The sequence below is a fragment of the Micrococcus sp. KRD026 genome (genome assembly GCF_017168445.1).
Classification (GTDB): domain Bacteria; phylum Actinomycetota; class Actinomycetes; order Actinomycetales; family Micrococcaceae; genus Micrococcus; species Micrococcus luteus.
Map to the genome: position 1 here is coordinate 13,441 of NZ_JABFBA010000029.1, position 13,378 is coordinate 26,818.

General features: G+C 72.8%; 14 protein-coding genes. 6 read left to right on the forward strand and 8 right to left on the reverse strand.

What is annotated here, in order from left to right; genetic code table 11:
- Positions 1 to 347: 347 nt before the first annotated feature.
- The 3 genes from J1M40_RS10250 to J1M40_RS10255 are packed head-to-tail and all read left to right on the forward strand — an operon-like array spanning position 348 to position 2,438.
- Entirely contained in the window at positions 348 to 2,045 is a 1,698-nt protein-coding gene (locus J1M40_RS10250; RefSeq protein ID WP_144818986.1) for a sodium:solute symporter family protein, read from the forward strand.
- Positions 2,046 to 2,078: 33 nt separating this feature from the next.
- A complete protein-coding gene (locus J1M40_RS12800; protein ID WP_036339645.1) occupies positions 2,079 to 2,207 on the forward strand; it encodes a putative transporter small subunit in 129 nt (42 codons plus the stop codon).
- A gap of 21 nt (positions 2,208 to 2,228) precedes the next feature.
- On the forward strand, positions 2,229 to 2,438 hold the full coding sequence (locus J1M40_RS10255; protein WP_095694992.1) for a hypothetical protein: 210 nt from the start codon (positions 2,229 to 2,231) through the stop codon (positions 2,436 to 2,438).
- A gap of 32 nt (positions 2,439 to 2,470) precedes the next feature.
- On the opposite strand, the gene J1M40_RS10260 is transcribed toward J1M40_RS10255, so the two are convergent.
- The 3 genes from J1M40_RS10260 to J1M40_RS10270 are packed head-to-tail and all read right to left on the reverse strand — an operon-like array spanning position 2,471 to position 5,663.
- Positions 2,471 to 3,166: an LUD domain-containing protein gene (locus J1M40_RS10260; protein WP_041102625.1), complete on the reverse strand. Its 696-nt coding sequence runs from the start codon at positions 3,164 to 3,166 to the stop codon at positions 2,471 to 2,473.
- The gene (locus J1M40_RS10265; RefSeq protein WP_144818982.1) at positions 3,163 to 4,803 is read right to left on the reverse strand and encodes a LutB/LldF family L-lactate oxidation iron-sulfur protein; all 1,641 of its coding nucleotides are present in this window, start codon (positions 4,801 to 4,803) and stop codon (positions 3,163 to 3,165) included. Before J1M40_RS10265 ends, J1M40_RS10260 begins: the two co-directional genes overlap by 4 nt.
- Positions 4,800 to 5,663, reverse strand: a complete 864-nt coding sequence (locus J1M40_RS10270) for a (Fe-S)-binding protein (RefSeq protein WP_036313467.1) — start codon at positions 5,661 to 5,663, stop codon at positions 4,800 to 4,802. Before J1M40_RS10270 ends, J1M40_RS10265 begins: the two co-directional genes overlap by 4 nt.
- A gap of 220 nt (positions 5,664 to 5,883) precedes the next feature.
- On the opposite strand from J1M40_RS10270, the gene J1M40_RS10275 reads away from it, so the two are divergent.
- Both J1M40_RS10275 and J1M40_RS10280 read left to right on the forward strand, forming a co-directional pair.
- Positions 5,884 to 7,545 (forward strand): L-lactate permease, encoded by a 1,662-nt coding sequence (locus tag J1M40_RS10275; protein WP_020628227.1) that lies wholly within the window; start codon positions 5,884 to 5,886, stop codon positions 7,543 to 7,545.
- A gap of 113 nt (positions 7,546 to 7,658) precedes the next feature.
- Positions 7,659 to 8,387 (forward strand): FadR/GntR family transcriptional regulator, encoded by a 729-nt coding sequence (locus J1M40_RS10280; RefSeq protein ID WP_036339663.1) that lies wholly within the window; start codon positions 7,659 to 7,661, stop codon positions 8,385 to 8,387.
- Between the two features lie 21 nt (positions 8,388 to 8,408).
- Here the strand turns inward: J1M40_RS10280 and J1M40_RS10285 are convergent, their stop codons facing one another.
- On the reverse strand, positions 8,409 to 8,906 hold the full coding sequence (locus J1M40_RS10285) for a DUF456 domain-containing protein (protein WP_100059208.1): 498 nt from the start codon (positions 8,904 to 8,906) through the stop codon (positions 8,409 to 8,411).
- A 105-nt stretch (positions 8,907 to 9,011) separates the two neighbouring features.
- Between J1M40_RS10285 and ald the strand changes: the two genes are divergently transcribed.
- The gene (ald, locus tag J1M40_RS10290) at positions 9,012 to 10,154 is read left to right on the forward strand and encodes an alanine dehydrogenase (RefSeq protein WP_122054692.1); all 1,143 of its coding nucleotides are present in this window, start codon (positions 9,012 to 9,014) and stop codon (positions 10,152 to 10,154) included.
- Here the strand turns inward: ald and pdxT are convergent.
- The 4 genes from pdxT to J1M40_RS10310 form a co-directional block, all read right to left on the reverse strand.
- Positions 10,126 to 10,782: a pyridoxal 5'-phosphate synthase glutaminase subunit PdxT gene (gene pdxT, locus J1M40_RS10295; RefSeq protein ID WP_186299590.1), complete on the reverse strand. Its 657-nt coding sequence runs from the start codon at positions 10,780 to 10,782 to the stop codon at positions 10,126 to 10,128. The two genes, ald and pdxT, sit on opposite strands and share 29 nt — an antisense overlap.
- On the reverse strand, positions 10,779 to 11,723 hold the full coding sequence (gene pdxS, locus J1M40_RS10300; RefSeq protein WP_036313496.1) for a pyridoxal 5'-phosphate synthase lyase subunit PdxS: 945 nt from the start codon (positions 11,721 to 11,723) through the stop codon (positions 10,779 to 10,781). The genes pdxT and pdxS overlap by 4 nt, the downstream gene beginning before the upstream one ends.
- A 115-nt stretch (positions 11,724 to 11,838) precedes the next feature.
- A complete protein-coding gene (locus J1M40_RS10305) occupies positions 11,839 to 12,324 on the reverse strand; it encodes a DedA family protein (protein ID WP_100059128.1) in 486 nt (161 codons plus the stop codon).
- Positions 12,325 to 12,375: 51 nt separating this feature from the next.
- The gene (locus J1M40_RS10310; RefSeq protein WP_063188606.1) at positions 12,376 to 13,221 is read right to left on the reverse strand and encodes a CoA ester lyase; all 846 of its coding nucleotides are present in this window, start codon (positions 13,219 to 13,221) and stop codon (positions 12,376 to 12,378) included.
- Positions 13,222 to 13,378 lie beyond the last annotated feature (157 nt).

The following is a 13,378-nucleotide window of genomic DNA, read 5'->3' on the forward strand; positions in this document are numbered from 1 at the left end:
ATTCTGTCCGGCTTCCGTGCCGGGCGCTCCTGATCCCGACCCCGCTGAAAAGGCTCTATGTTTTTGCCATTTCTGCGCCGACCATGTGAGGATCAGCCCATCCGGGCGGGCTCGTCCCGCCGGGATGCCGGTGTTGACAGCGCCGCCCAGGGCCGAGGGACCGCGATGGCTTGAGCAGAGAGCTCGCCGTTCGTGGACTCGGGACCCGGCGGGATGCCCTCCACCTCCCCGGCCCCCCTGGCCGCGACGTGATCGGTACGCCACCCTCCGCCCTGCGGAGCCGTGCCCTGACCGGACCGCGCCGGGGGACCGGGACGTCCACAGTCACTCGTGCGAAAGGAAGTCCGATGCCGCCCTCCCAGGACGCAGCATCCCTGACCCAGCTCGGCGTGATCGGGGTGATCCTGCTCGTCGCGCTGTTCTACGGCGGGACCATGATCATGTCCGTGGCCATCTCCAAGAAGAAGGAGAACGCCGACGCCTACATGACGGCCGGCAATCAGATCGGCTTCGGCGTGTCCGCCGCCTCCATGACGGCCACCTGGATCTGGGCCGCCTCCATGTACGCCTCCGTGACCGCCGGCTACACGTACGGCGTCTCCGGCCCCCTCCACTACGGCCTCTGGGGCGCCCTGATGATCCTGTTCATCTACCCGTTCGGCCGCCGCATCCGCGCGGTCGCGCCGCGCGCCCACACCCTCGCCGAGGTCATGTACGCCCGGCACGGCCGCTCGTCGCAGCTCATGCTGGCCGGCTCCAACGTGCTCGGCTCCGTCATCTCCCTGACCTCCAACTTCATCGCCGGCGGCGCCCTGATCTCCCTGCTGTCCCCGCTGTCCTTCGGCGCGGGCATCCTGATCGTGGCCGCGGGCGTGCTGCTGTACACCCTGTGGTCCGGCTTCCGCGCCTCCGTGCTCACCGACTTCGCCCAGGTGATGGCCATGCTCGGCGCGACCGTCATCATCATCCCCGCCGTGTTCTTCGCCGCCGGCGGCCCGGGCATGTTCCAGGCCGGCGTCGAGGCCGGCCACGTCACGGCCCAGCAGCAGAGCTTCTTCTCCTCCGAGGCGTTCATGAACCAGGGGGCGCCGTACATCGCCGCCGTGCTGGCCTACGCGATCGGCAACCAGACCATCGCCCAGCGCCTCTTCGCCGTGCGTGAGGACCTCATCAAGCCCACCTTCATCACGGCCACCCTCGGCTACGGCGGCACCGTGATCGGCGTCGGCATGCTCGGCGTCATGGCGCTCTACCTGGGCGCCGAGCCGCTCGACGGCGACGTCAACAACCTCCTGCCGCAGATGGTCGCCGACCACCTGCCGCTGGCGCTCGTGGCCCTGGCGTTCCTGATGATCATCGGCTCGCTGTCCTCCACTGCCGACTCGGACCTGTCCGCCCTCTCGTCGATCGTGATGACGGACGTCTACGGCCAGTCGGTCGGCCGCAAGAACGCCGACCCGAAGACCATGCTGCTGATCGGCCGCATCACCATGATCGTGGCGACGGCGGCGGCCCTGTACTTCGCCACCGCCAAGTTCGACATCCTCGACCTGCTGGTCTTCGTGGGCGCCCTGTGGGGCTGCCTCGTGTTCCCCGTGATCGCGTCCTTCTACTGGGGCAGGATCACCAACGCCGCGTTCACGGTGTCCGTGCTCGCCGCGCTGGCCGTGTTCCTGCCCGTGCGCTTCGAGTGGATCCCGATCGAGGGCGCCTGGGCGATCGTGGTGGAGACCCTCGCGATCCTCGGCGTGGGCGTCGTGCTGGGCATCATGTGCTTCGGCTTCTTCGGCCTGCGTCCGGCGGTCGTGGTCGGCGCGATCGCCTCGGTCGTGATGCTGTTCCTCGGCTACGGCTTCCTGCGGGACTACGCCACCCTCACGGGCTCGCTCGTGGCCTACGCCGTGTCCTTCCTCGTGTGCTGGGGGCTGTCCGTCCGCTCCGGGCAGGACTTCGACTTCGACCGGATCGCGCGCGTGACCGGCGACTTCGACCCCGCGACCGAGGACCTGCCGCAGGTCGAGCGCGCCTCGGCCCCCGTGTCCTGATCCCCCGTCCACCGACTCACAAGGAGCATCCGCATGACCGTCGGTCTCACCCTGTACGTCCTGATGTGGCCCGTCCTCGTGCTGGCCGTCCTCGTCGCGATCGCCCGCGGCTTCGTCGCCGACTGGGCCGCGGCCCGCCGCGAGGGCCGCTCGATCATCTGAGGCACCCGCCGGGGGCTGACCGTGACCCTGGTGGTCCTCGCCCTCGACGCGGTCTTCGGCCTGACCCCCGCCGAGACCTCGGCCGCCATCCCGGGCATCGCCGGGCTCGAACACTTGCTCGTGACCGCCGGTCTCGCGCTGCTGTTCGTCGCCCTGTACGGCGGCGTGCGGGAGCGTCAGGCCCACCTCGAGACGGGCCGCGCCGGCGGCGCCGTCGTCGAGGGGGCCTGACCCGCTCGATCCCCTGCTATACCGCGCCCGCGTCAGCGAGCGCGGTCGAGCAGGATCACGTCCAGGCGGCGCGGCCCGTGCACGCCTTCGACACGCTCGAGCTCGATGTCGCTCGTGGCCGAGGGCCCGGAGATCATGGTGATCGGCGCCGTCGCCTCCACGCGGGCCAGCGCCTCCGGGAAGAGCTCCACCACGGAGTCCAGCGGCACGATGCACACGTGGTGGTCCGGGACCAGGGTGATCGCCCGGCGGCCCTCGTCCGGGCGGCCGCTGAGGAAGATCGTCCCGGTCTCCGCGCAGGAGACCGTCGAGGACGTCACCACCGCGTCCACCTCGTTCAGCGCGTCCACGTTGAGGGGCTCGCGCTCGCCGTCGTGGGCGCCGCGGACCGCGGCCCGCTCCCCCGTGTGACCCACCGCGGGCTCCGTGATGCGCTCCCGGCCGGCCCCGCGCGAGTCCGCGGGGAGCCAGTCAGGCTCCAGACCGGCCGGCACCACGTACCGGGCGTCCGGGCCGAGCAGCTCGGCGATGGCCGCGGCCACCGTCTCCTCGGTCTCGTCCCGCACGGAGGCGCGGTAGTCGATCAGCCGATCGCGCAGCATCTCCACCACCTCGGCCCGGTCCCGGGAGGAGGTCCGCCGGTAGGTGCGCTGCACCGGGTCCGCGACCGGCCCGTCCGCCGTCGCCTCGCGGATGCGCCGCAGGATCTCGGCCTTCGCCTCGCTCATCGTCCGTCCTCCTCGACGTGCTCGTCCTCCGGCCGGTCCAGCCCGGTGACGCCGTCCATGGCGACTCGGTGCTCGGTCTCATCCTTGTGGCGGGCCCACCAGTTGCGGAAGGACTCCCGCGGGGGCGCCGGCACGTCGCGCTCGTCGGTCCAGCCGCCGGCGATGCCCGGCAGCCAGCCGAGCACCCGGTCCGGCCCGGCCGCGACCCGGCCCAGCCCCAGGCCCCGCTCGGCCAGCGACATGCGCCGACCCGAGGACATCACCACGGAGGCGCCCTTCATCGCCACGTCCATCTGCGAGGGCGTGACGGACTCCACCGCCGCCTTGGCGCGGGCCAGGGGGCCGGCAGCGGCGTCCTTCTCCGTGCGCAGGGCCTTCCGGGCGGCGTGGGTGGCCTGCACGTCCTCGTCCCGGAGGTGGATGAGGATCGAGGGGATGTCGATGGCCACGGGGCACACGTCGTAGCACGCGCCGCACAGCGTGGAGGCGTAGGGCAGGGTGCCGTTCTCCCCCGCGTCCACACCGGTGAGCTGCGGGGAGAGGATCGCGCCGATCGGGCCCGGGTAGACCGAGCCGTAGGCGTGGCCGCCGGTCTGCTCGTACACGGGGCACACGTTCATGCACGCCGAGCAGCGGATGCAGTGCAGCGCGGAACGGCCCTTCGGGTCGGACAGCACCGCGGAGCGGCCGTTGTCCAGCAGGACCAGGTGGAACTCCTGGGGACCGTCGCCCTCGGTGACGCCCGTCCACATGGAGGTGTACGGGTTCATCCGCTCGCCCGTGGACGAGCGCGGCAGCAGCTGCAGGAACACCTCGAGGTCCTCGAAGGTGGGCACGAGCTTCTCGATGCCCATCACGGTGATCAGCGTCTCCGGCAGGGTCAGGCACATGCGGCCGTTGCCCTCCGACTCGACGACGGCGAGCGTGCCCGTCTCGGCGACGCCGAAGTTCGCCCCGGAGATCGCCACCTTCGTGCTCAGGAACTTCTCGCGCAGGTGTCGGCGTGCGGCCTCGGCCAGGTCGGCCGGCTCGGAGGTGAGGCTCTCGTCCGTCTCCGGCATCTCCCGGAGGAAGATGTCCCGGATCTCCTCGCGGTTGCGGTGGATCGCCGGGACGAGGATGTGGCTGGGCCGGTCGTGGCCGAGCTGGACGATGAGCTCGGCCAGGTCCGTCTCGACGGCGGCCACGCCGGCATGCTCGAGCGCGGCGTCCAGGCCGATCTCCTGGGTGGCCATGGACTTGACCTTGATCACCTCGTCCACGCCCTTGGCGGTGACGAGCTCCGTGATGATGCGGTTGGCCTCGGCCGCGTCCCGGGCCCAGTGCACGACGCCGCCGCGCGCGGTGACCTCGGACTCGAGCCGCTCCAGGAGCGCGGGCAGGTCCGCCATGACGGACTGCTTCAGCGCGGAGCCGGCGGCGCGCAGCTCCTGCCAGTCCGGCAGCTCCTCGACGACGCCGGCACGCTTGGCACGGATGGTGTGCGTGGCCCGGCGGATGTTGGCGCGCATCTGGCCGTTCCCCAGCTGCTCGCGGGCAGACTCGGGGAACGGGGTGTTCAGCAGGATCTCGCCCTCGCCGTGGACGGGGCGGACGGTGGGCATTCCCAGGCACACGCGGGTGGGTGCGGTGCTCATCGGCGGGCCTCCTCAACACGGGCGGACGGTCCGCGGCGGGCGCCGGCGGACGCGGGGATGGACAGTTCGACGGGGCCGTCGACCTCGAGCGGGTTCTCCCGGGTGGCCGCGAGGATCTCGGCGAGGTGCACGGTGCGCAGCGGGCGGCCGTCCTGGCCGCGCGCCTCGCGACGGTGCATGGCCCCGTCCAGGTGGAGCAGGCAGGAGGCGTCGCCGCCCGTGCAGAGGGAGGCGCCGGACGCGGTGACCTTCTCGATCTTCTCCTCCGCGATGGCGGCGGAGACGTCCGGGTTCTTCAGGGAGAAGGTGCCGCCGAAGCCGCAGCACTCCTCGGCGTCCGGCAGCGGGCGCAGGTCGATGTCCGCGACGGTGCGCAGCAGGTCCTCCTGGCGCGAGCCCAGGCGCAGCAGGCGCATGCCGTGGCAGGAGGGGTGGTAGGTCACGGTGTGCGGGAACCAGGAGCCGAGCTGGGCCCCGGCGTCCGTCACCCCGAGGACGTCCGTGAGCAGCTGCGACAGCTCGAGGGTGCGGGAGGCGACGACCTCGGCGTCGCGGGCCAGACCCTCGTCCCCGCCGGAGCGGGCGACGTCCGGCTGCTGGTGGCCGAGCGAGGCCACGCAGGAGGCGGAGGGGGCGACGGCGAGGTCGTAGTCGGCCTTCATGAAGGTGCGGACGTGGTTGCGCACCACGGGCAGGGCGTCCTTCACGTACCCGCTGTTGACGTGCATCTGCGAGCAGCAGACCTGGCCGGGCGGGAAGACCACCTCATGGCCGAGCCGCTCGAGGATGCGGACGGTGGCGAGGGCCACCTTGGGGTACATCGCGTCCACGATGCACGTGGCGAACAGGGCGATTCTCATGCCGGTCTCCGTTCCGGACGGGGCGCCTGGGGCGCCGTGCGGTGCGCCAGCACACGGGTGCCGTAGTGGTCAGACCATATCATGCCAGCCTCTTGCAAGGTGACCTCCCTCACAGTACGCTCCTTGGTCTGACCACAGTGGTCCGACCATCACCGGCCCGACCGGATCCCGCCCCGTCCCCTCGCCCACCGGGAGACCCCCGTGCACACCTTCACCCCCCGTGCACACCTTCACCCCCACCCCCGATGCCGCCGGCAGCGTCGCGCTCTCCGCCGCGCTCGGCGTCCTGCCCCTGCTGACGTTCTTCGCCACCCTCCTCGGTCTGCGCCTCAAGGCCTGGCAGTCGGGGCTCGCCGCGCTCGTGGTGGCCCTGCTCGTGGCCGTGCTGGGCTTCCACATGCCGGCCCACCTGGCGGCGCTGGCCGCCGCCCAGGGAGCGACCTTCGGCCTGTTCCCGATCGTCTGGATCGTCGTGATGGCGCTGTGGTTCTACCAGGTCACCGTGCTCTCCGGGCGATTCGACGACATGCGCGCGATCTTCGACTCGCTCGGCGGCGGAGACATCCGCATCCAGGCCGTGCTCATCGCGTTCTGCTTCGGCGGCCTGCTCGAGGCCCTCGCCGGCTTCGGCGCCCCCGTGGCCATCACGGCCACCATGGTGCTCGGCCTGGGTGTGCCCCCGCTGCGGGCGGCCACCGCCGTGCTGCTGGCGAACACCGCGCCCGTGGCCTTCGGCGCCGTGGGCACCCCCATCACCACCGCGGGCACGCTCACCGGCATCCCCGCCACGCACATCGGCGCGATCGTCGGCCACCAGGCCCCGTTCGTGGCCGTGTTCGTGCCGTTCCTGCTCGTGTTCATCATCGACGGGCTGCGCGGCGTGCGGCAGACGTGGCCGGCACTGATCGTGATCGGCGCGAGCTTCGCCGTCGCCATCTGGCTGGCCTCGACCTACTTCTCCTACGAGCTCACCGACGTCGTGGCCTCCCTGGTCTCCCTCGCCGCCGCCGTCCTGCTGCTGCGCTTCTGGCGGCCGCGGGGCGCCGAGGAGGCCCGCCAGCGCCTCGACGCCCCCGCCCGCGCGGCGGCGCAGGACCTCACCCCCGGCCGGATCTTCATGGCCGTGCTGCCCTACATCGTGGTCGTGGCCGTGTTCGCCCTGGCCAAGCTGGTCCCCTCGATCACCGCGGCCCTGAACTCCGCCACCGCCAAGATCCCGTGGCCCGGGCTCGACGGGCACCTCGTCGACGCCTCCGGCGCGCCCCTGGCGAGCACCGTGTACAAGTTCGAGTGGCTGGCCTCCCCCGGCACGCTGCTGCTGATCGCCGGCCTGATCATGGCCGTGGTCTACTCCCGGTTCGACCACGACGGCCGGTTCCCGCTCTCGGTGGGGAACGCGCTCGCCGAGATCGGCCGCTGCTTCGCCCGCATGCGCTGGTCCGCCCTGACGATCGTGATCGTGCTCTCCCTGGCCTACGTCATGAACTTCTCGGGCCAGACGGTCGCCATGGGCACGTGGGTGGCCGGCCTGGGCGCGGCCTTCGTGTTCCTGTCCCCGGTGCTCGGCTGGCTCGGCACCGCCGTGACCGGCTCGGACACCTCCGCGAACGCCCTGTTCTCCACCCTGCAGCAGACCGCCGCCACGAACATCGGCGCCGATCCGGCCCTGCTGGTGGCCGCCAACACCTCCGGCGGCGTCGTGGGCAAGATGATCTCCCCGCAGTCCCTGGCGATCGCCGCGACGGCGGTCGGCATGGAGGGCCGGGAGTCCGAGATCCTGCGCCGCGTGGTGGTGTGGTCGCTCGTGCTCCTGCTGGCGGTGTGCACGCTCGTGTACCTGCAGTCCAACGTGCTGGCGTGGATGCTGCCGGCGGCGGGTTGACCGCCTGCACCACCCGAGCGGGGCGGCGTCCGTCGGTAGGATGGACGGTCGCCGCCCCGCCCCCTCGGGTCGCCGCCTGTCTCTTATACCCCTCTCCCACGGAAGGTCCGTCCATGACCGCTGCCCCCGCCTACACCATCGTGCTCGACTGGCTCGAGGCCGAGCTGCGCTCCGGCGCCGTGGTCGTGGGGGACAAGCTGCCCGGCGAACGCACCCTGGCCGAACGCTTCGGCATCTCCCGGGCGTCCGTGCGGGAGGCCACCCGGATGCTCGAGGCCATGGGCCTGATCCGCGCCAGCGCCGGCTCCGGGCCGAACTCGGGCGCCGTCGTCGTCTCCGAGCCGTCCGCGGCGCTGGGCTGGGCGCTGCGCCTGCACATCGCCACCCGGTCCCTGCCGATGGCCGACGTCGTCGCCGCGCGCGTGCTCCTCGAGACCGATGCGGCGCAGGCGGCCGCCGCCACCTCCGGCGACCCCGAGAGCGTCGCCGTCCTGGCCGAGGTGGAAACCCTGCTGGACCGGATGGACGACCCCGCGCTGCCGGAAGAGGACTTCCACCTGCTCGACACCGAGTTCCATGTGCGGCTGGCCACCCTGGGCGGGAACGTCGTGACGGCGATGATGCTGGACTCCCTGCGCCAGGCGACCATCGGCTACGTGACCGAGACCGTGGCCGGGCTGTCCGACTGGCCCGCCGTGCGCGCCGGCCTGCAGGCCGACCATCGGCGGATCCTCGCCGCCTCCGCCGCCGGGGACGGCCGGGCGGCCGCGCAGGAGCTGCGGGAGCACGTCCTCGGCTTCGCCGCCCTCGCCCAGACGGGCAGGGTGCCCGCCGCCGGGTGAGCCGGCGGAGGGTCCGGCGGTTCAGGCGGTGACGCCGTGCACCAGGGCACCCACGCCCACGGCGGTCAGCGAGCCCAAGGCACAGCAGAACTCCACGAGCATGCCCACGCCCATGGCCGTGAGCGCGCCGATCGAGCTGCTCAGGGCGGCCCGGGCGTCCCGGGTGCGGGCCCACTGGGAGGCGAACAGGCCGACGGCGAAGCCGAGGAACAGGCCCACCACCGGGATCACGAAGAACCCGACGGCGGCGCCGGCCACCCCCCACAGGATCGGGCCGCGGGTGACGCGTTCACGTCGCAGCCGTCGGCCGGTCAGCACCGCGGACGCGCTCATCCCCGCCACGGCGAGACCGGCCGCGATGACGCCGAACGTCCAGGACGCGGGGGAGCCCAGCAGCGCGGCCCAGCCGAGAGCCGTCACGAGGTTGAGCAGCGAGCCGGGCAGGACGGGGTACACGGTGCCCACCAGCCCCACCAGGAGCAGGAGCACGGCCACGAGGGAGATCAGCGCGGGAGTCACCGCACCAGTATGACGGGACGGGCACCGCGGTGACGTATGCATGGGCGATCGCGCAGCGGCCCCCGCGCCCTCGCCGGAACGGGCCGGATCGGCTAGATTCGCCGCATGTTGGTCGCTGTGCCCACCGAAGTGAAGAACAACGAGTTCCGTGTCGCCCTGACGCAGGGCGGGGTCCAGGAGCTGGTGCGCGCGGGCCACCAGGTCCTCGTGCAGTCGGGGGCCGGCGTCGGCTCCGGCGCCTCGGACCAGGACTACCGCGACGCCGGCGCCGAGCTGGTCGACGACGTCGACGAGCTCTGGGAGCGCGCCGAGCTGGTCCTCAAGGTCAAGGAGCCGCAGCCGGAGGAATACGGCCGCCTGCGCCGCGGCCAGGTCCTCTTCACCTACCTGCACCTGGCCGCCTCCCCCGCGTGCACGCGGGCGATCCTGGACGCCGGCACGACGGCGATCGCCTACGAGACGGTCACCCGCGGCCGCTCCCTGCCGCTGCTGGCCCCCATGAGCCAGGTGGCCGGCCGCCTGGCCCCCGCCGCGGGCGCCTACCACCTCCTCCAGCCGCAGGGCGGCTCGGGCGTGCTGATGGGCGGCGTGCCCGGCACCCGCCGCGCCCGGGTGGCCGTGATCGGCGGAGGTGTGGCCGGCGAGGCGGCCGCCGTGATCGCCGCGGGCATGGGCGCGGACGTGACCGTCCTGGACATCTCCCTTGAGCGACTCGCGCAGCTGGACGCCGTCCACCAGGGCCGGATCCGCACGCTGGCCTCGTCCCACCTGAACATCGGTGAGACCGTGGCGGACGCGGACCTCGTGATCGGCTCCGTGCTGATCCCCGGCGCCGCGGCCCCGAAGCTGGTGACCGCCGAGATGGTGGAGTCCATGCGGCCCGGCTCGGTGCTGGTGGACATCGCGATCGACCAGGGCGGCTGCTTCGAGAACTCGCGGGCCACCACCCACCAGGACCCGACGTACCTCGTGGGGGACAAGATCTACTACTGCGTCTCCAACATGCCCGGCGCCGTGCCCCAGACCTCCACCTCGGCCCTGACCAACGCGACGCTGCCCTACATCAAGCGCATCGCCGACCTCGGATGGCGTGCGGCGCTGGCCGCGGACGAGGGCTTCGCCGGGGGCCTCAACGCCCACGACGGCGCGCTCACCCTGCCCTCCGTCGCCACGGCCGTGGCCGACGAGCTCGGCCTGGACCCCCAGAAGGACGTCCGCGTCACCTCCGAGGTGCTCGCGGAGGCCTGAGCCCCGCGAGGAACGCCCGGTGGAACGACCAGTCGCCGGTCACCTCAGGGTGGAAGGCCGTGGCGAGCAGGTGGCCCTGCCGCACGGCCACGGGCAGCCGCGCGTCGCCGTCGAGCCCCGGGTCCGCCGCGGGCACGGACAGACGCGACGCCGGCACGCTCGCCAGGACCTCGACGCCCTCCCCCGCCTGGAGGACGGCGGGGGCGCGGATGAACACGGCGTGCACCGGCTCCGCCGCGACCGCGGGGACGTCCAGGTCCTCCTCGAACGAGTCGACCTGCGCGCCGAAGGCGTTGCGCCGCACGGCCACGTCCAGCACGCCGAGCCCGCCCTGATCCGGCGCCGGGTTGCGGATCTCCCGGGCCAGCATGATCAGCCCCGCGCACGTGCCGTAGGCGGGCAGACCGTCGCGGAGGGCGGCGATGAGCGGGTCCTTGAGCCCCATGATCCGGGCGAGGCGGTCCATCACGGAGGACTCGCCGCCGGGCAGCACGATGCCGTCCAGACCCTCGAGGTCCGCGGGGCGGCGCACCGGGCGCGTGCGCGCGCCGAGGGACTCGAGCACGTGCACGTGCTCCCGCACGTCGCCCTGGAGGGCGAACACGCCGACGGTCTTCTGTGGACTCACCAGCCGCGCTCGGCCAGGCGGTGCGGGGCGGGCAGGTCGCCCACGTTGATGCCCACCATGGCCTCGCCCAGGCCACGGGAGGCCTCGGCGACCGCCATCGGGTCGTCGAACTGGGCGGTGGCCTTGACGATGGCGCGGGCGCGCTCGGCCGGGTTGCCGGACTTGAAGATGCCGGAACCCACGAACACGCCGTCGGCGCCCATCTGCATCATCAGGGCCGCGTCGGCCGGGGTGGCCACGCCGCCGGCGGTGAACATCACGACGGGCAGGGCGCCGGTCTCGGCGACCTCGCGCACCAGCTCGTACGGCGCCTGCAGCTCCTTCGCGGCCACGTACAGCTCATCCTGGGCCAGGCCCTGGAGCTGGGCGATCTCCTTGCGGATGGTGCGGATGTGCTTCACGGCCTCGGAGACGTCGCCGGTGCCGGCCTCGCCCTTGGACCGGATCATGGCCGCGCCCTCGGTGATGCGGCGCAGGGCCTCGCCGAGGTTGGTGGCGCCGCACACGAAGGGCACGTCGAAGTCCCACTTGTCGATGTGGTTCACGTAGTCCGCCGGGGAGAGCACCTCGGACTCGTCGATGAAGTCCACCTTGAGCGCCTGCAGCACCTGGGCCTCCACGAAGTGGCCGATGCGCGCCTTGGCCATCACGGGGATGGACACGGCCTCGACGATGCCGTCGATCAGGTCGGGGTCGGACATGCGGGCCACGCCGCCCTGGGCGCGGATGTCGGCCGGGACCCGCTCGAGCGCCATGACGGCCACGGCGCCGGCATCCTCGGCGATGCGCGCCTGCTCCGCGTTGACGACGTCCATGATCACGCCGCCCTTCATCATGTCCGCCAGGCCGCGCTTGACGCGGGTCGTGCCGGTGCCGCGGGCGCCGTCGTCGGCGGCGGAGGCGGTGGAGGCGGAGAAGCTGCGGGCGCGCTCGTCGCTCATGGTGGTCCTTCCGAAGGGGTGGCGGCCCCGGCCGCGGGGCGGCTGGCCAGGGCGAAGACGCGGTCAACTCTAGTCCCCCGGCGGCGCAGCCCGGCCCGCGTCACGGACGACGACGTCACCCGGCCCCGTGCCGGCGCAGCGTGCGGCGTCGGCGCCACACGACGAACGCAGCCACGGCCGCGAGGATCAGCACGAGGGCGAGGACACCCCGGCCCTCTCCGAGCGCCGCGCCGATGACGGCCCACACCACGGCCATCCCGACGGTCCCGTACACCACGCCCCACAGGAACGTGCCGAGCGCGGCCGCCGGCAGGAACCGGCGCCAGGGCATGCGGGCGACGCCGGCGGAGCCGATCACCGCCGTCTGGATGCCCACCGTGAGGTAGCAGAACGGGATGGCCCACACCCCGTGGCGCTGGATGAAGCGCTGGGCGCGGACATAGACGGGCCCCTCCATCACGCGGGCGAACCAGCGGGTCCGCTCGACGCCGGAGGCCAGCCCCCGCCCGAGCGAGAACACGATCAGGGTGCGCAGGATCGCCAGCATCCAGAAGAACCCGATGGACCATAGCAGCGGCAGCCCCTCGATCCACGCCATCATGGGCGGAGCCACCCGTCGATGCGGGGACTCATGCGCGCGGCCCGGCCGTGCTCACGCGTTCCAGAGCCCGTACGAGTCCGCGAGGTCCGCGATCTTCTGGGCGCGCAGCACGCGGGGCAGGTACGAGCCGTCGCCGACGGCGGCGCCCTGCGCGTGCTTCTCGAGCAGGTCGCGGGCCCACGCGAGCTCGTCCTCGGACGGAGACATCGCCCGGTTGACCCAGTCCACCTGATCCCGGTTCAGGACGAGGCGGCCGGTCATGCCCATCGAGGCGGTGACGGCGCTGGACTCGATGACCGCGTCCTCACCGTCCGTGTTGCCGGGCGGTCCGTCGATCGCCCCGGGCAGACCGCCCACGCGGGAGGCGATCACCATGCGGGAGCGGGCGTAGGCCATGGCCAGCGGATCCTCGCCGACGCCGACGTCCTTGCGGAAGTCGTTCACGCCGAAGGCGAGACGGAACGTGCCCGGCGCCTTGGCCACGGCCGTGGCGTTCTCGATGCCCAGGGCGGACTCCAGCAGGGCGATCACCGGGGTGCCGGCGCGCAGCCGCATGGCGGTGAACGTGACCTGCTCCGGCTCCTCGGTCTCGGCCAGCACGACGCCGCGCACGCCGTCGAGGCCCGCGAGCGCCTCGAGGTCCCGCTGCCAGTGGTCCGTGGAGGTCGCGGAGATGCGCACCCACGCCGTCATGCCGCCGGAGAGGGCGTCCACGACGTGCCGGCGGGCCGCGTCCTTCTGCTCCTCCGGCACGGCGGCCTCGAGGTCGAAGATGACGGAGTCGGCCTCGGAGGCCAGGGCGGGGGCGAACGCGTCGGGGGTGGCCGCGTTGACCAGCAGCCAGGAGCGGCTGAGCTTGGCGGGCAGGGCGGCGGCGCGACGGTTCCTCACGGGCATGGCCTCCAGCCTAGCCCGCCGCGGCCGTCCGCCCGCGGGCCCCTTCCCACCCGTGGGAGGCCTCACACCCGCTCGCGGCGGGCGAGGCGGACGGCCGTAGCATGGAGAGGCCGTCGGCCCGTCCGACGCCGCCGAGCCCCGACCGCCAGGAGTACCC